At 56.5% G+C, this 16,649-nt stretch carries 15 protein-coding genes; 4 read left to right on the forward strand and 11 right to left on the reverse strand.

Annotated features, from left to right (window positions below; genetic code table 11):
* Window positions 1–54 precede the first annotated feature (54 nt).
* Both ACXHRN_RS27740 and ACXHRN_RS27745 read right to left on the reverse strand, forming a co-directional pair.
* Entirely contained in the window at window positions 55–861 is an 807-nt protein-coding gene (locus tag ACXHRN_RS27740) for an ABC transporter ATP-binding protein (protein ID WP_488642058.1), read from the reverse strand.
* Window positions 862–963: 102 nt separating this feature from the next.
* The gene (locus ACXHRN_RS27745) at window positions 964–2,286 is read right to left on the reverse strand and encodes an NtaA/DmoA family FMN-dependent monooxygenase (RefSeq protein ID WP_488642059.1); all 1,323 of its coding nucleotides are present in this window, start codon (window positions 2,284–2,286) and stop codon (window positions 964–966) included.
* A gap of 285 nt (window positions 2,287–2,571) precedes the next feature.
* On the opposite strand from ACXHRN_RS27745, the gene ACXHRN_RS27750 reads away from it, so the two are divergent.
* The gene (locus ACXHRN_RS27750; protein ID WP_488642060.1) at window positions 2,572–3,591 is read left to right on the forward strand and encodes an ABC transporter substrate-binding protein; all 1,020 of its coding nucleotides are present in this window, start codon (window positions 2,572–2,574) and stop codon (window positions 3,589–3,591) included.
* Window positions 3,592–3,651: 60 nt separating this feature from the next.
* Here ACXHRN_RS27750 and ACXHRN_RS27755 read toward each other — a convergent pair whose 3' ends face one another.
* The 5 genes from ACXHRN_RS27755 to ACXHRN_RS27775 all read right to left on the reverse strand — a co-directional run bounded on the left by ACXHRN_RS27755 (window position 3,652) and on the right by ACXHRN_RS27775 (window position 10,461).
* Window positions 3,652–3,858: a hypothetical protein gene (locus ACXHRN_RS27755; protein WP_488642061.1), complete on the reverse strand. Its 207-nt coding sequence runs from the start codon at window positions 3,856–3,858 to the stop codon at window positions 3,652–3,654.
* Window positions 3,859–3,922: 64 nt separating this feature from the next.
* The gene (locus tag ACXHRN_RS27760; protein WP_488642062.1) at window positions 3,923–4,234 is read right to left on the reverse strand and encodes an ArsR/SmtB family transcription factor; all 312 of its coding nucleotides are present in this window, start codon (window positions 4,232–4,234) and stop codon (window positions 3,923–3,925) included.
* Between the two features lie 158 nt (window positions 4,235–4,392).
* Window positions 4,393–5,073, reverse strand: a complete 681-nt coding sequence (locus ACXHRN_RS27765; RefSeq protein ID WP_488642063.1) for a calcium-binding protein — start codon at window positions 5,071–5,073, stop codon at window positions 4,393–4,395.
* Window positions 5,074–6,125: 1,052 nt separating this feature from the next.
* Window positions 6,126–9,302, reverse strand: a complete 3,177-nt coding sequence (locus ACXHRN_RS27770) for an efflux RND transporter permease subunit (protein WP_488642064.1) — start codon at window positions 9,300–9,302, stop codon at window positions 6,126–6,128.
* A gap of 1 nt (window position 9,303) precedes the next feature.
* Window positions 9,304–10,461, reverse strand: coding sequence for an efflux RND transporter periplasmic adaptor subunit (locus tag ACXHRN_RS27775; RefSeq protein ID WP_488642065.1), 1,158 nt, complete (start codon window positions 10,459–10,461; stop codon window positions 9,304–9,306).
* A gap of 174 nt (window positions 10,462–10,635) precedes the next feature.
* On the opposite strand from ACXHRN_RS27775, the gene ACXHRN_RS27780 reads away from it, so the two are divergent.
* Window positions 10,636–11,307, forward strand: coding sequence for a response regulator transcription factor (locus tag ACXHRN_RS27780; protein WP_488642066.1), 672 nt, complete (start codon window positions 10,636–10,638; stop codon window positions 11,305–11,307).
* Window positions 11,308–12,645: a sensor histidine kinase gene (locus ACXHRN_RS27785; RefSeq protein ID WP_488642067.1), complete on the forward strand. Its 1,338-nt coding sequence runs from the start codon at window positions 11,308–11,310 to the stop codon at window positions 12,643–12,645.
* A 38-nt stretch (window positions 12,646–12,683) separates the two neighbouring features.
* Here ACXHRN_RS27785 and ACXHRN_RS27790 read toward each other — a convergent pair whose 3' ends face one another.
* Window positions 12,684–13,058, reverse strand: coding sequence for a VOC family protein (locus tag ACXHRN_RS27790; RefSeq protein ID WP_488642068.1), 375 nt, complete (start codon window positions 13,056–13,058; stop codon window positions 12,684–12,686).
* A 98-nt stretch (window positions 13,059–13,156) separates the two neighbouring features.
* Here ACXHRN_RS27790 and ACXHRN_RS27795 point away from each other — a divergent pair, with 98 nt between their 5' ends.
* Window positions 13,157–13,579 (forward strand): MarR family winged helix-turn-helix transcriptional regulator, encoded by a 423-nt coding sequence (locus ACXHRN_RS27795; protein WP_488642069.1) that lies wholly within the window; start codon window positions 13,157–13,159, stop codon window positions 13,577–13,579.
* A 252-nt stretch (window positions 13,580–13,831) separates the two neighbouring features.
* Here the strand turns inward: ACXHRN_RS27795 and ACXHRN_RS27800 are convergent, their stop codons facing one another.
* From ACXHRN_RS27800 to ACXHRN_RS27810, 3 genes are all read right to left on the reverse strand, one after another.
* Window positions 13,832–14,179, reverse strand: coding sequence for a hypothetical protein (locus ACXHRN_RS27800; protein WP_488642070.1), 348 nt, complete (start codon window positions 14,177–14,179; stop codon window positions 13,832–13,834).
* A 310-nt stretch (window positions 14,180–14,489) separates the two neighbouring features.
* Window positions 14,490–15,401: a MipA/OmpV family protein gene (locus tag ACXHRN_RS27805; RefSeq protein WP_488642071.1), complete on the reverse strand. Its 912-nt coding sequence runs from the start codon at window positions 15,399–15,401 to the stop codon at window positions 14,490–14,492.
* Between the two features lie 29 nt (window positions 15,402–15,430).
* Window positions 15,431–16,264: a DUF3313 domain-containing protein gene (locus ACXHRN_RS27810; protein ID WP_488642072.1), complete on the reverse strand. Its 834-nt coding sequence runs from the start codon at window positions 16,262–16,264 to the stop codon at window positions 15,431–15,433.
* Between the last annotated feature and the right edge of the window lie 385 nt (window positions 16,265–16,649).

A 16,649-nucleotide genomic window follows, 5' to 3' on the forward strand; every position in this document is an offset into this window, starting at 1 on the left:
TCAGGATACCGAGAGCGCCGAGGACGAAATTCTGAACTCGCTCCTGCTTCGACATTAGATGCTCTCAGGTTCGAGCGCGGCGGTGAGCGCGTCGGCCAGCCGGTGAAATTCTGCGCTACGCTGGATCTCCGGCAGTCGCGGGCGCGCAAAAGGCACGTCGATGATCTCTGCGATCTTTCCGGGCCTCCCCCCCATGACGATGACGCGGTCAGCAAGCAGAAGCGCTTCTTCGACACCATGCGTGACCAGCATCGTGGTGATCTTTTCCTCGCTCCATATTCGCTGGAGCTCCATGTTCATCTGCCGGCGCGTGACAGCATCCAGGGCACCGAAGGGTTCATCGAGCAATAGGACGGCTGGCTGGAGCACCAAGGCGCGTGCGATCGACACGCGCTGCCGCATGCCGCCCGACAACTGGCTGGGGCGTGCATCGGAGAACTGGCTCAATCCAACCAGCGACAGTAACGCCTGCACCCGATCGACATCGACGGACCGACCGGCCGCCTTGAACGGAACGGCCATGTTCCTGCTGACAGTGAGCCACGGCAGCAGGGCATGATCCTGGAACGCGACACCGAGCCTGTGCGACTTCGACATCTCCAACGGATCGCGACCATTGACCGCCACCCGACCGAGCGTCGGCGATTGCAGGGACGCCACCATACGCAGCAGGGTGCTTTTGCCGCAGCCGGATGGACCGATGATTGCCACGAATTCGCCGTCGGCGACCTTGAACGTTACGTCGTCGACAGCCTTGACGACGGCACCATTGTCGAGTGCGAATTCAACGGACACGTGATCCACATCGATCACATGGGCGCAGGATGCGCCTGTTGCAGGCATGTCGATTTTCAGTTCCATGATTATCCTTTGCCTAACCAACCCAGCGCGTTAGTAGAGCAGGTACCCCGGGCACTACTGGAGGCGCGGCGAGTACACTTCAACGTCGCGCGCCATTTGTTCCTATCGTGCATATCTGTTGTTCGGAACGCCAAGCCCCATGCGCTGGCGCAGCGTGCCCTCAGGATATGCCGTGTTCATCAGCCCTCTTTTCTGAAGGATGGGCACCACTTCGTTGACGAAGTCATCAAGGCTGCCCGGAAGGGAATGAAGAAAAAGATTGAAGCCATCCGCTCCGCCTTCCAGGAACCATCGCTCCATTTCGTCGGCAACCATTTCCGGTGTGCCGATGACGGATAGATGTCCGTAGGCGCTGGCAAGCCAGTGGAACGCCTCGCGGATCGACATCCGCCGGCCGTTGCGGGTGAGTTCCACCTGCTCACCATGCACGAACGCATTGATCGCCGGCACGTCCGCAAGCGGCGCGTCAAGATCATGGCCGCTGAGATCGATATCCCAGAAGCCACGGATGAGGCCAAGCCCGGCCTCGTCGTCCAGATACTGGCCGATCTCCATATATTTTCGTCTGGCTTCTTCTTCCGTTCCTCCGATGATCGGAAAGAAGCCTGGAAGAATGGCAAGCTCTTCAGGCCGACGGCCGTGAACCGCCAGAGCCGAATTCATCATCGATCGGAACGAACGACCGCCTTCCAACGTGCTGTATTTGGCATACATTACATCAGCAGTGCGCGCCGCCATCTCGTGTCCGGCCTTCGATGTTCCTGCCTGCGAAATGAGTGGGCGCCCCTGCGGCGGCCGCGGCATGTTAAGCGGCCCCTTGACTCGGAAAAATTCTCCATCGTGGTCGGGCGCATGCATCTTGCCATAATCGACATAGCGCTTGCTGGCCTTGTCACGCACAAATGCATCGTCTTCAAAACTGTCCCACAGGGCAAACACGACATCGACGGCTTCGTTCGCCCGGCGATAGCGGGCGGGCGCATCCACCTGTTCGCGATAGCCGAAATTCAGCGCCTCCTCCAGCGATCCCGATGTCACGACATTCCATCCCGCGCGCCCCTGCGTGAGAAAGTCGAGTGACCCAATCTGACGCGCAATATGGTAAGGATGCGAATAGGTGGTGGAAATCGTACTGACGAGTCCGATCTGACTGGAGACCTGGCTCAACGCGCCGAGAAGCGTCGTGGGCTCGAAATAGACGCCATTGCCCATCATTTCCTGGTCGCTTTCGTTGAGGCCAAGTGTCTTGAGACCCACGCCATCAGCCAGGAACAGAATATCGAGAACACCACGCTCGGCGGTCTCCGCCAGGCGTCGATAAAGCCCGAAGTCAAGATCGCCCTCCCCAACGCCGTCCGATTTCAACCAGCCATGTGGTCCGGTGTTGCACAGCACCGCAATCTTCATCTTGGATGGATTATCCATTCTAGTCCCGCCCAATCATATTGAATTGGAATCCAGCGCCCAGATTCGGGAAAAGCCGCTCATCGAGTGCTGGAGTCCTCGTAAGTGCACCAAACTGTCATCGTTTGAAAAATAATCAAGCACCGAATTTCTTTTTCCATTTTTGTAATTCAACTATTTGATATAGTTTATCTATTTATTTAATATATAATTTTATAATTAATTAATTGACAAAATTTTGCGATCTGCGATGGTCGTATTTAGGCATTTTTCTATTTGCACTTATTTTAGGCAAGGAACCACGAAATGGGGAATTATCGCATTCACCGACGCACATTCATGGGACTCGGCGCGGCAACGATTGCCTTTCTCTCAAACTCGAAATTAACCCGCGCGCAGCAAGCGAGGCACATACAGGTCGCGTTCGACTGGATACCGAGCAGCCAGTATGCCGGCTTTTTCTCGGGCGTGCGGACAGGCGCGTTTACCGCCAAGCAATTGGCGGTTGATTTCACACCGGGCGGTCCGAACGCGCCCGTACCTCTCGTGCTGCTCTCCGCCGGCAAGGCCGATATCGCAGCAGCCACCTGGCTGTCGACGCTAGACGCAATCGCCAAGAGCAACGACTTTGTCATCATCGGCGCGGAGTTCCCGCAGAGTCCGGGCGGCATTCTATCGCTGCCCTCCAAGCCGATCCGAAAAGCGGCGGATATCAACGGCAAGACCATGATGATTCAGGACCCCAGCCTCAGCGTCATTTTCGATGGCATGCTTGCGTTCGCGGGGCTCAAACCCGATTACAAGGTCATCCCGACCGGCTTCTCTGCTGATCCGCTTTTCGCCGGCGACGGCGACGGATATCTCTGCTTCGTCACCAACCAGCCTCTCGAGCTCGAAGGGATGGGAATGACCCCGGAAAAGGACTTCATTCTCGCAACCTTCGAAGATCTGGGATACAACATTCCTGAAACGCTCATGGTGGTGCAACGCTCTTACCTTACCAGCAAGCGCGAACAGATCGTCGACTATCTGGAAGTACTGCTTCGCAGCTGGAAGGCACACGATGCCAACCCGGATTTCGACATCAAGTACATCGTCGACACTTTCGGCCAGGACTTTGGGCTTCGATTCGATCTGGAAAAGAAAAAAGATCGTCTGCAATCAAAGCTGACCTTCGCGCCAGGCGGACAGGAGCGGTTCCAGATCGCGGATGCTCAGTTCGAAAAGATGTATGAACTGGCCAAGCTGACCGGTCGCGTCGCACCGAAACGAGAACAGATCATTGACATGTCTCTTCTCAGCGACGCTGCTGCCCGATTGAAGTAAGCATAGCGGAACAGGCTTGGCGCAAGTTGCAGACTGGCGCCAAGCGATTGGCTGAGTCGGCTAGAAAAGCACGTTTAACTCATTCGGAATGCAGCAACGCAAGCGTCCAGGCCCATTGATCTGCGTGGCCCAGCCAAGGCCATGAAGCCTTGCCGCGATCTCGCCCATCGGCGCCCTGACCCGGCTTGGCAGATGCCGGGACGGATAGACGAAATTGATGGGCTGCTTCAACGTTTCCCGGCCCGACATCACGGCAAGCAAACCCATCGATGATATCCCGATGCAGGCTGTGAACAGGAAGATATGCGATGCCCGCCACAACGCTCTGTGCTTAGGGGTGGAGGTCCATCACATCCTGAACCAGCTTGAGCAACGAGGACGCCAACGGCTCATTGAGCGAGTAGTAGATCGTCTGAGCGTCACGTCGTCTCCTGACGATTTGCGCAGTGCGAAGAACGGCAAGATGCTGTGACAATGCAGATTGGCTCATTCCGATTGTCGCCGCCAGTGCATTGACATGCAGTTCCCGTCCGAGGAGTGCTTGAAGCGTCGCCCGGCGCCGGGCATTTGCGAGAGCCTTCAGCCATCCCGCGGCAATATCTACATACTGCGGATCCGCAGCAAATTTTGAGATGTCATTCAACTGATATTTCTCTCATGTGTGGAACTGAGGAGCGGAGTCGACAGGAGAGCGGACAATAGTTTGGTCTTCTGAGAGCTGATGATAAGAATTGTGCCGCCTGACTTTGTAGCCGCCCGATTTACCCGGGCGACTGCCAGCCGACGCCGCAAACCCCGCGATCAAAACGAGAAATCGCCAGCGTCAATCGAAGCGACCTTCACGTCGTTCAATATTATCCTGTCCGCCCCCAGATCAAGAACGACATCCCCGGCTGCTTTGTGCACGGAGAGATCGGAAAAGTCGTCTATGCCTTGATAGACGCTGAGATCGATCAGATCATGCGACGCGGAGGAATTGTTCGCGTTGAAATCCGTAATCACATCGGCCCCAGACCCTTTTGTGAAAACGAAGATGTCCGCACCGGCACCGCCTGTGAGAATGTCGCGCCCCAGGCCGCCATTAATGACGTCGTTTCCAGCAAAGCCATTTAGTTGGTCAACATATCGCGAGCCCGCTATCTGATCTGCACCAGCGAAGAACTGCTTAATGACGGCGCGGTCGTCATGGAGATTCGTCACGGTTGCGGCTGCATCGGCGATCTTCGAGGCCGAGATTGACAGACCGGTGATCGTGAGGACGGTTCCATCCTCGTCCGAGGCGACCTGATACCCGGTCACTGATCCGCTCTTCAGCATTCCGGCGGAATCGTACCTCAAGTTGCTGCCAGTAAGACGGACCTCCGAATCTCCGAAATCCACAACATAGAGATCTGATTGGGTTGTATATTTGTCCGCGAACGGCAGTGACAAGAAGTTCATCGCATCGAAGGAGAATGAGTATTTCGCCGTTACGATCGCCATGGAAAACACCTTTCATTTTTGGGAGCAGGATAACAAGAGCCATCAGAAGGGACGTTGCCGTTGGAGAATTGCGGCAGCATTACGGGCATCGAATTATTTGACTGACGATGGATTCATCTGAGAATCGGGGGGCCGGAGTGAAAGCAGCGCTCTAGCTGGACGGGAAACTCGACCCGCCCTCACCTCGATCAACGACCTCAATATGGTGCTGACCAACGCGGTGGCATCGGCATCTGGCAGGGATCCGGTACGATTACATATTCACGAATGTGAAGCAGACCCCAACATTTTAGCGAGGCAAGGGTCGAAAGGCGTAATGCGGCTGCAATGCAAAGCGCATAGATTCGCCTGACCGAAACTTTAAGGTAGAGTACAATGAGTTCTCGTCGATCAGCTTTTAGATTTCTCGCCGTTAGTCTCCGGTCCATCTTTGTCCTAGCCGCCCTTCTTTCCGGGCCGTTGATCATCCTTCTGTTGAAATGAGGAGGACTGCCGGGATACCTTGGGCGAAGTGCGATCATGCCGCGACAAGAAGCATGGGAACAGCACCGGCGCCTTGAAAGGCTGGATCGCGAGTGACAGACCGGTCGACCCAAGCGACTACAACAGCCCCGATCTCACGCACATCACTCCTCCCATCGTTGCCTCAATCGACGCAATGAATGCATCTTCGGGACCGAGGATTACACCACAAATGCGAACTGTTGCGGGAAGCGGTCAATTATACCGCTGATTGAGCCGACTTGTCTTGCGGTTCATCTCCACGGGCTCTGGACCGCCCGAAGCAGGAAAACGGCAAATAGAGCATCATTCCAGGGACGATGCTGATTCCATTGTGCCTTGAACTGCCACAACGACACGACAAGCAGTTGCTTTTCGCGAACTCTTCTCTAATCAAACAATGACAGCTCCACTCGCAATGGGTAGCCGCAACCAAGAAAAAGCGGTGGTCTGTCGCCAAAACGCCGCCACCGCGATGAAGCTTACTGCTTCGAGCGACGCGTCTCACGCGCTTTCGTGTTCGTCTGCTCTTATGCGATGATCTCGGCGGATCAGGATGAGACGGTGCCAGGACGCAGTTTGACATCACCTGACTGCGTCTCGGCGTGCACGGCTTCCTCAACGTGATCGTCGGGTGCCTTCGGCATGAATCGAGCCAGGCGCCGGGTGATGCTGTCGATGTAGGACAGGATCATTGGCACCACGATCAGGGTCAGGATCGTTGAACTGATAAGGCCTCCGATCACCGCATGGGCCATTGGCGCGCGCTGCGCACCACCGCCTCCGACCGCCATACCGAGGGGGATCATGCCAAAGATCATCGCCAACGTCGTCATGACGATTGGCCGGAAGCGGATGGCCCCCGCGCTGATCAGCGCCTCGTTAAGCGTCAGACCACGCTGTCGCTCCTTGTTGGCAAAGTCGACCAGTAGGATGCCGTTCTTTGTAACCAGACCCATCAGCATAATGAAGCCGATCAGCGAGAACATGTTGATCGTGCTGCCGGCAACCATGAGGCCGAGAAGGACACCGACCAGCGACAGCGGCAGCGCCGCCATGATAGCCAACGGCTGAGCGAAACTGCCGAACTGCGAGGCAAGGACGATGTAGATGAAGATCACGGCCATGGCGAGAGCCGTCACCATGTGACCCATAGTCTCTTGCATATTTTTAGATTCGCCACCGAAGCGGATACGATAGCCGTCGGGCAGATCGCGTTTCGCGATCAGCGTTTGCAACTGGCTGGTCACGTCACCCAGCGTGCGGCCCGAGACATCGGCCGAAACCATTACCTCGCGCTGCATATCGAAGCGGCGGATTTCCGAGGCGGCGGGAACGGCACGGATATCCGCCACCTGATCGAGACGCACCATGATTGGCGCGCCGCTCGCGTCAACGCGACTGGTCGATATCATAACTTCGCCAATCGCAACCGCGTCCGATCGCTGTTCAGGTGGCAGACGAACAACTACGTCATAGGTTTCGCCGCTAGCATCTGTCCAACTGGTTACGTCTTCACCCCCGACCAGAGGCGAGAGTGAGGCGGCAAGATCGGATCTGGAAACGCCGAGATCGCTTGCCGCCTCACGCTTCAGGCGCACCGAAAGGATGGAGGTCACTTCCCTGGCGCTCGAATTGACATCGACGATGCCCGAGATCTTCTCCATGTCGTCTGCAAGATCGGAGGCAATTTTTTGAATTACGGTGCGGTCGTCACCAAGAACGCTCAACTGGATCGGGCTGTCGCCCCCGCCAAGTCCTTCCTGTACGATAGCAATCTCGATGCCAGGGATAACGGAAAGCCGCTCGCGGATGGGATTGGCGAGCATGACCGGTGTTCGTTTGCGCCGATCGATCGGCACCAGCCTGACCAGAACGGCAGCGCGGTGCTTTCCGACGGTGATGCTTGTGTTGATTGTCGAATAAATCGTCTCCACCTCAGGAAACTCCCGTAGCGCGTTTTCGACCTGCCGGACTTTCGTGGCCGTATAGTCGAGTGACGAGCCGACAGGCGTGGTCACGTTGACCTGGAAACGGCCCTCGTCAGCGTTCGGGACGAACTCCGCGCCAACCAGTGGCACCATGAACAGGCTGCTAATGAAGATGCCGACCGTGGCAAGCAGCGTCACAAGTCGGTGGCGCAGCGTCCAGGCAATCACACGACGATATTGGTCCGCAAGCGCCTCAAAGCCATGATCGAAGCGGGCAATCAGTCGCCCGATCGGTCCTCGCTTCGCGTGCGGATGTGCATCCGGATCGTACCAGATACTCGAAAGCATCGGGTCAAGGGTAAAGGCGACAAAGAGGGAAATCAGCACCGCGGCCGAGACGGTGACGCCAAACTCATAGAAGAAGCGACCGACAATTCCTTGCATGAAGGCAACGGGCAGGAAAACCGCGATGATGGTTGCCGTCGTGGCAATCACCGCAAGCCCGATCTCGTTCGTGCCGTCGAGGGTAGCCCTCAGATGCGACTTGCCCATGTGAAGGTGACGCGTGATGTTCTCGCGCACGACGATCGCATCGTCCACGAGAATGCCGATCGACAGCGTCAGCGCCAGCAGGCTCATTGTGTTGAGCGTGAAGCCGAGGAAACTGATAACCGCGAGTGTACCGAGCATGGCGATCGGCAGCGTCAGGCCGGTGATGACGGTGCTGCGCCAGGAATTGAGAAACAGGAAAACGATGGCGACGGCGAGTGCGGCACCCTCGATCAGCGTGGCCTGCACCTGGCTGACCGACTCCTCGATGGCCGTAGAGGCATCGGTGACGATGCGCAACTGGACATTTTGCGAGGCCAGTTCGGCATTGAGCTGCCCCATCCGCTTTTGAACATCCGCGACCACCTGCACGGTGTTGGCGTCCTGTACCTTGACGATATCGATAGCAAGTGCGGTTTCGCCATTGTAAATCGCGAGGCTTTCGGCATCGGCTGCGCCGTCAGAAACAGTCGCGATGTCGCGGAGATAGATAGGCCCGCCGCCGCGCTGTGCGACAATCATGTCGAGCAAGTCTTCTGGCTGCTCGATTCGGCCCTGCACTTGGATTGTGCGCTCAGAGAAGGTGGTGATCACGCTTCCGGCCGGGCTGTTCTGGTTGCCGGTGCGTAGGACGTTTATGACTTCGTTGATGCCCACGCCGAGGGCCCGCATGCGCGTATCGTCAATGTCGATGTCGATCTGGCGTTTCCGGCCGCCCACCAGCGTAGCCTGTCCGACCCCGGAGATCGTGGTCAATTGCCGAACGACGCGCTGATCGGCAATCGTTGTCAGGGCGGGGACGTCCAGCGACGCTGAACTGATAGCGACAGAAAGAATGGGCTGATCGGAGGGATTGAACCGCGATACGATCGGCTTATCGACATCGTCGGGGAAGCCGGCTTCGATGGCAGCAATTTTGTCTCGCACGTCCTGTGCGGCGACCGCGCCCTGGACTTCAAGCTTGAACTTGGCCGTGACAACTGAACGCCCTTCATAGGATGTGGACGTTATCTCATCGAGCCCACTGATCGCATTCAATGCGTCCTCGACCGGGCGGGTGACTTCGGTCTCGACAGTCTCCGGCGTGGCACCCGGATAGGTCGTTAACACCACGACAATCGGGACGTCGACATTGGGATACTGATCGAGTCCCAGCCGTTGGAAGGAGAAGATGCCCATCACCAGCAGCGCCACCATCATCATGGTGGTGAAGACAGGATGCGTCACGGAGATACGCGTCAGAAACATGTCAACCAGCCCTTTCGAGTGTCACAGCAACGTCGGGCCTGAGTTCGGGGAGAGGGACGGTAACGATCGTGTCGCCAACGTTGAGGCCGTTGGCAATCTCGATAAGACTGCCGCCGTTCCAGGCCGATCCTACCGTCACGGGTTGACGCTGAAGTTTACCGGCGTGCAGCGTGAGCACATAATCGCCGGCGTCGTCTTTCCGAAGCGATATGGCTGGAACCACGAGTGCATCGGCTTTTTCGCGGACGAGGACCGAGCCGGTTGCGAACATGCCGCCCCAGAGATGTGCATCGGGGTTGGGAAGTTCCAGGTAGACCGGCACAAAACGTGTACCGCTATCTGCAATCGGATTGATGCGGGTGACCGTGCCCTTGATAACTTGCCCTTGCATCCCATCGATCTGCAGTTCGGTTGTCTGGCCCACCCTGACGCGAAGGATATCACGTGTCGAGACAAGAACCTTCGCCTCCAAAATGCTGGTGTCAACCACAGTCAGAAGCTCGGCATCCGCGCTGACGCGCGCGCCTGTTTCAACGGTGCGGCTCGATATTATACCATCAAAAGGAGCGCGAATCTCCGCATCACGCAGCGCGACGCGGGCGATGTCGAGCTGCGCCGATAGACTCTGCACCTTGGCTGTGTTCGCCGCTACATCGCTCCTTGTCTTTTCAAGCTGTTCTTTGGATATCACGTTCTTCGATGCAAGTTGCTCGGTTCTGGCGAGCGCCTGCTTCGCCAGAACCAGTTCGGCCTCGGCGGCCTTGCGGTCGCTCTCGCGCTGCAGCAGCGTCGATTGTAAATCGTTGGTCTCAAAACGCACCAGAACGTCCCCGGCTTTCACTGCCTGTCCTTCTCGCACACTCAGATCAAGGATCTGCCCTCCAGCTTTTGTTCGGACGACGATACGATTGACCGGCTGGAGTTCACCGCTGACACGCAGCCGCTCCACCATTGAAGTGGCCTCAACGATTGCCACCTCAGCGTGTGCGAGTTCCAGCGGCTTGCTGACCGGGTTTGCAGATGCTGCCACCACGATATCCATGACGCGTTCATTCGGATCCACCGTGCTGCGGGCGGGATCGAGATAGATGACGGCGAGAGTGCAGCCGCCGAGCAGCATCCCTGCCTTGACGATTCTCACGCTCCATTTGGGGGCCATAAATGGCATCCTTCTTCTTCAAACTCACTATGGCGGCGCCGCACATTTTGCGGCCGGTGGTTCTCAGTGATAAATGTCGATAATTGCAGCAGCATTACCCGGTCGAGATTTGCTCTCCGTAATCCTGCCGCAACCTTGACCATAGAAAAGGAGAGCATAAATGGAGCGCTTGTGATGAGACTTCTGCTGATCGAAGATGAAAAGGAACTGGCCGATGCGTTGACCGTGGCGCTCAGCAAGCAAGGCATAGTCATCGACCACACGATGTGGCTCGCTGACGCCTGTGAACTGACACGACAGAATACCTACGATGTCATTCTCCTTGACCGGCGGCTGCCCGATGGTGAGGGGCTGACCTTCATCCCACAACTACGGCGCGCAGGGGTAGACACGCCGATCATCGTACTGACCGCGCGGAATGAGCCGATGGAGCGCATCGAGGGCCTGGACGGTGGCGCGGATGACTATCTGGGCAAGCCGTTCCTTGTTGAAGAGTTGATGGCGCGCCTGCGCGCGGTGCTCAGGCGGCCACCCAATCTTGTGGAGCCGCAGATTGCAATCGGGCGTATTGCTATCGATCCGCTGCATCTGAATGTGACCATCGATTCCGCTCCACTCGAACTTCCCAGACGCGAACTTCTGGTTCTCCTCGCCCTGGCCAAGCGCAAGGACAAGACCGTTCTTCGGTCGACACTCGAAGCCGCGGTCTACAACTACGAAGAAGAAATCCAGTCGAATGCGCTCGACGCACATATCTCCCGGCTGCGCAAACGCTTGTCGGACACTTCAGCAGGGGTAACCATCCACAATATCCGAGGAGTCGGATATCTCCTGAAGGAGGAGTAAATGGCTGCGCCAGATATTTCAAACGGATCCCTCTGGTGGAGGCTCAGCTGGCAACTGAGCCTGGTCTTCGTCGCAGTCGTCGCAGCGGTCGTCACCGGGCTTTGCTTCTATGGAGCCTTGATCCTGTCACCAAATGTGGGAATGCAGGACAAACTCGCCACAACTCTTGAGGAGTCCCTGGTACGTGATCGACAAGGTAACGTTAGTATCGTTGAAGGGCAGCAACTACGCTCATGGAGTGCAGAGAGTGGTCGTCTTTGGTTTATTGTAGCCATGGCCGACCGAAAGACGGCGTCCTATGGGCCGATACCTTCTGCATATGCGGATTTGGCCCCTTACGTTTATCTGATAAAGGATGCCGATATACGCGGCTCTGTCGGCACAAATGAGAATGCCTCCATAGATGTCGTCGAAACGCCGCTCGGTGAAGTCCGGGTAATGTATGGAGGCCAATCGAACAGGACTGAAACTTTCCTGATGATGCTCAGGAAGACCTATCCAATCTATGTCCCGCTTCTGGTGATCGCGCTGCCCGCAATCTTTCTCGTCGTTCCGCGAATAGTGCGGCGCGCGCTTGCCGGTCTGAACTCCGTTGTTAGCAAGGCACCAGACGTTGATCCACGCCGAGCGGGATCGAGGCTCCCGGTTGGTGATGTGCCGAAGGAAGTCGCGCCGCTGATCGTTGCATTCAATGGGATTCTTGAACGTCTGGAGGAACAGTATCGCGCAAGGCAGCGCTTCCTGATCGACGCGGCACATGAACTGAGAACGCCGATCGCCATCATGCAGATCCGGATAGAAGGAATGTCGGAGAGCAAAGAGCGTCGCAGACTAATGGATGATGTCGCGCGGCTCGGCGAAACTGCGGAACAACTTCTGGACTTCGAGCGTAACGATCAGGCGACCGGCCTGCATGAGACGGTCGATCTCGTCGATATCGCCCGAACGGTTGTGGCCGATTTGGCGCCGATGGCAATTGCGGCAGGCTATGAGATATCCTTTGAGAGCGATATCGAACGTTTCGAACGAAAGGCTAGCCCATCTGCATTGCCGCGCGCAATCGGTAATCTGGTGCGCAACGCCATTGATCACGGCGGCAACAACGGCATGATCTCCGTCTCAGTTTCGCGAAACGGCGAGATCAAAGTTTCCGATGAAGGCCCCGGAATACCGGCAAGTCAACGAGAGCAGGTATTTGAGCCGTTCTACCGTATCACGCCTCGCAGCACCGGTGCTGGGCTCGGACTGAGCCTGGTCAAGCAAATCGTTACCAATCATCGCGGTCAAGTGACGATCGATAGCACCTCATCTGGAACTACCTTCACCATTCAGTTCTAAACCGAAATGAGAGTTCTGCCGACTTTACGGACGCGGTTTCAATTACTTTGTGGGACCGTATGCGCAGTTATCGTATAGCCAAATGGATCGACGAAGGGGAAATAGCGCCCGAACGGACCGTCCTTCGGCGGGAACGCTATCCGCACGTCGCGCTCGCACAGATGAGCGTGCAATTCGTCAGCGTCGTCGCAACCAAACCAGATCGCGATGCCAACCCCCAGCTTTTCCGTGTCGTCAAAGTCTTCGATCGACGTGCGGACGGCGAATGGAATGGGATGTGTTTCGAAAACAACCGCGCCAGGAGGGGCTTTTGCCGACGGCGTAAGCCCGACAACATCCCGATAGAAGGTAAGTGCTGCGTCCAGATTCTTCGTCTGGATTCCGATGAAGTCCGGTCCAATTAGTCGAGGCATAAGCTGTCTATCCTTTCTACACATGACCCACTATTATCAGGGCACTGATATGTATCTAATGTAAGGGTCCTGATATGTCTAGCCTGATAGTCCCACCGATGGATGATACCTACCGCTCGCTCGGATATGCGCTGAAGCGGGCGCAGCAAGCGCTGCGGGGCCATCTCGACACCCAACTTAGGAGCATCGGATTGACGACACCGCAATACTCGGTACTGGCGGGGCTTGAGTTCAGCGCGGGCTTATCAAGTGCGGAGTTGGCGCGGCGGGCCTTCGTAACACCGCAGACGATGCAGTCCATCATAGCGACACTCGAACGGGACGGCCTTATTAAGCGAATGGCCCATCCGGTACACGGCAGGGTCCTTACTACCGAACTTACGCCGGACGGGCGGTCGGCATTGCGTGCGGCCCACGAGATTGTCGCTCACGCCGAAGGCCTGGCCCGAAATGCCGTTGCACCAAGTGATCCGGAGATCATATATTCAGCCTTGCTACAGATAGCAGAAGCCATGCGGTGAGGTCCTACGCTGAAGGAGCGAGTCAATTCCTCTCAGAAAGGCGTTGGTTTCAGCAGTGGTTCAGAGTCGTCGATCTTGTCAGCTCCGCCGCAAGCCCCGAAGGTACACGCGAACACCTGCGGCGACAAGAAATAGTGCGCGGTGGAATTGACGACAAACGATCACCGCGCCGGAAAAGAACGCCGAGACCGTGCTGGTATGCAATCGCAATATTCCCAGTTTTCTTGGCTCGTGTGGCCGATCTTCAGCCGATCAGCGAAATTCTAATGAACCGTGAGCTATTGAATTCAAATTTTGCAAGAAAGCTTGATGATCAAAGCGCCGACGCAGGTTGGCTCCGTCACTCTGCTCTGTCGTGAAAACGAACTTTTCGACGTTTAAGATTGGCAATTGCGTGAGGCGGCACACTGTCCCTATGTTATATGTCCTCGTAATGACAGCGTCATAACGCCTAAGCTCGATAGCTTCGAGAAATTCGCCGCCAGAACAAACCCGTGTCACCGGCATTCCGTTTGCCGTCAGCAGTGAGTTCAGACTTGTCGCGGCCTTTTCCTCCTCGATGAAGAGGATCACGATTGGTCGACTGATTATGTTTGGCAAAGAGCGTTCTCCCCCTTAAAGGCCGGGCGCCAGGATCTCACGGAAGACCTCGATCTTCCAGCGGATGGCGTGCCAACCAAACTTCTCAATTGCATCATATGTTGAATGGACTGGCAGGTCAGTCATCTGCTTCCAGTCGATCCCTGCCGGCGTTTGGCCCTCATGCTGTTCCGCAAGCAAAAAGCGCGCGCACGGGCCTTTCAAAGGCGGTGACTCACCCGTGACGACAGGAGAGAGGGATAATAACGTCGGACCCTTCCTCCTGCTTGCCGGTGACGACTGCGTTGCTCCAGACTTCGCCAGCGTCGCTTCAGAACCGGTATGACAATCCCAGCAAAGCAAAGTGTTGCACATCGTCTTTCACAACCGGACTATGCTTTGCATCCCCCATAAGGAAACCTGCGCCTGCGGCACCCGTGACCATCCAATTTTCAGTCATCATGTAGGTAATCGATGCCTTGACATCGATGCGCTTGAAACCGGCCTTGGCGTTATATTCCGGGAGGCCAGAACGCAGCGCTTGCGTGGGCGTAATTCCGAAATACGATTGCATGTGATTGTCGTCGGCCCAAGTTCCGGACACATCAGTGGAAAATATGAAGCGTTCGTATCGGTACGACGCCTTCGCCCCGAGCGCCCCAGTCAGACCCTCGCTGCCTCCGATGGTCTTGTTCAAATTTGCGTAGACCTCGAAGGGTCCTTTCTCATAACTAATGACGCCACCTATGACGCTGCCTGCATCTATATCGCCGAGGCCACGCAGATAATCTGAATCGTCTTCCTTGCGTCCGACCTCGTAGCCGCCTTTGACACCGAGCCGAAAGCCCTCATATTTGAACGCGTCGACGGTGACTCCGGTTATGTCGACATGCACCCGCTCGCCGTATTGCGCCGAAAACAACGGTAGTGGGTTAACTTTGAATTTGTCGGAGCCTTCATACTCCGGCATATAGATGGCACCCGCTCCAACGATCAGTTGCCAGTCTGCAAGCGTGTCGCGGAAGTCGCCGTAACGATTTGCATCGAATTGCTCGGCCGGAGCGGCTACAGCGTTATCCGCTTCCAGATCCGCCGCCAAGGCGGTTTGAGGAAACATGATCCAGACCGTCAGAAGCGCGGCAATCGACATTGCGAACTTGTGCGGTTCTGTTGCATTGCCCAGACGCACAACGCTCGGCGCTGCTGCGCTGCGAAATTCGGTCTCTACAGTTTGCTTCATCATTCAGACTCCTGGCTATTATCGTTTGGAGGTTATTGGGAAGGTGTCTCTGCACTTTTGTCGGTCCATTCCGGCGGGGCACCGACCTTGTCGGCCACCATGCCGAGAACACCCGGCGAGCGACCGAAGGCGTCGCAGGCAGCATATTTCGGCTTACCGCCGAGTGCGGATTTCATGCGCTGGCCGGATGGCAGCGATAGCTGGAATCCCTTTGGCTCTTTGCCGGTGATGATCATGCGGGCGAAGTAGCTGCCAAAATTTGAGGCAAGGCTGTAGGCGTCGCCGACGTCTGAGACCCGCGCATTGTTGGTGATGGAATTCGCGCCCTTCGACCAGACCACAGCGGCACGCTGCATGCCTTTGGGATCGACAGCCTCGGCTTCGATTGCGAGCCCTCCGAGCCCAGCAGGCAGACGCGGTATGCCCACCGGGAGCACAGCACTGCTACCCAGCGACACTGCTGTCGACACGCCAGCCATGGTCTTGTTGGTGACGACGATGTCTGTAACCACCGCCCTTACTGTCAAATCCGCCGGTTGGCCCGGAGCAACCACGATAAATTTGTCACTAAGAGCAATGCAAACGGCGCGATCCAAGGCTTTTGTTACCAAAGCCCTATCTTGAGGCAACTTCACGCGTGACAAGGCTGCAAGCGCAAACGTCGCTGGGACAATCGTGACTGTCTTGACGGTCGAGAGGCCGGTAGCGTCGACGTATGTTCGCGACTTCGTGAACTTCCCTTTGGATGAGCCAAGATGATCATAGCTTGTCAAAGTGCCGGCTTCCTTCAAATCAACGGAAGTACAGCCAGCGATCAGAAGCATGAGCGGCAGTGCAACTGCCGGAAGACGAATGCGGTTGATCATCGTCTCACCGCAGATCCGCAATGTTATGTTGGGCGAATAGGATTTGGCGCACGGCGTTCGGCCTCTATCTCGAATGGATTGTTCGAAAGCAATGCAAGAGAAGGATTGCCGCAACATTACAACGAGCAGGGTCGACCAAAATGACCGCGCTCGCGGGAGCGATCTTTAGTAAGTTGAGCAGTTCGAGGAACTCGATACGGAAAGCGTTCATAGGAGTGAGCCCCGGAGCGCGATTGTCCGTCGGCTAGGCCTTCCGCACTGGAGGCGCTGCTAATGCCCTATGCCGACCGGCTGACGCCGGCGCATCTGGTGTCGCAGCTTGAGAAACTGGTGCGCATTGATCTGTTCTCCTGATCCGTGCTGGTATTGCGCGGCGGAGGGTGAG

It is taken from the genome of Shinella sp. OV683, from assembly GCF_057787725.1.

What these genes read in the sequence shown, in the direction of transcription:
- ACXHRN_RS27740 (WP_488642058.1), bottom strand. Translation starts at nt 861, where the DNA reads ATGGAACTGAAAATCGACATGCCTGCAACAGGCGCATCCTGCGCCCAT.
- ACXHRN_RS27745 (WP_488642059.1), bottom strand. Translation starts at nt 2,286, where the DNA reads ATGGATAATCCATCCAAGATGAAGATTGCGGTGCTGTGCAACACCGGA.
- ACXHRN_RS27750 (WP_488642060.1), top strand. Translation starts at nt 2,572, where the DNA reads ATGGGGAATTATCGCATTCACCGACGCACATTCATGGGACTCGGCGCG.
- ACXHRN_RS27755 (WP_488642061.1), bottom strand. Translation starts at nt 3,858, where the DNA reads ATGGGTTTGCTTGCCGTGATGTCGGGCCGGGAAACGTTGAAGCAGCCC.
- ACXHRN_RS27765 (WP_488642063.1), bottom strand. Translation starts at nt 5,073, where the DNA reads ATGGCGATCGTAACGGCGAAATACTCATTCTCCTTCGATGCGATGAAC.
- ACXHRN_RS27770 (WP_488642064.1), bottom strand. Translation starts at nt 9,302, where the DNA reads ATGTTTCTGACGCGTATCTCCGTGACGCATCCTGTCTTCACCACCATG.
- ACXHRN_RS27775 (WP_488642065.1), bottom strand. Translation starts at nt 10,461, where the DNA reads ATGGCCCCCAAATGGAGCGTGAGAATCGTCAAGGCAGGGATGCTGCTC.
- ACXHRN_RS27780 (WP_488642066.1), top strand. Translation starts at nt 10,636, where the DNA reads ATGAGACTTCTGCTGATCGAAGATGAAAAGGAACTGGCCGATGCGTTG.
- ACXHRN_RS27785 (WP_488642067.1), top strand. Translation starts at nt 11,308, where the DNA reads ATGGCTGCGCCAGATATTTCAAACGGATCCCTCTGGTGGAGGCTCAGC.
- ACXHRN_RS27790 (WP_488642068.1), bottom strand. Translation starts at nt 13,058, where the DNA reads ATGCCTCGACTAATTGGACCGGACTTCATCGGAATCCAGACGAAGAAT.
- ACXHRN_RS27795 (WP_488642069.1), top strand. Translation starts at nt 13,157, where the DNA reads ATGGATGATACCTACCGCTCGCTCGGATATGCGCTGAAGCGGGCGCAG.
- ACXHRN_RS27805 (WP_488642071.1), bottom strand. Translation starts at nt 15,401, where the DNA reads ATGATGAAGCAAACTGTAGAGACCGAATTTCGCAGCGCAGCAGCGCCG.
- ACXHRN_RS27810 (WP_488642072.1), bottom strand. Translation starts at nt 16,264, where the DNA reads ATGATCAACCGCATTCGTCTTCCGGCAGTTGCACTGCCGCTCATGCTT.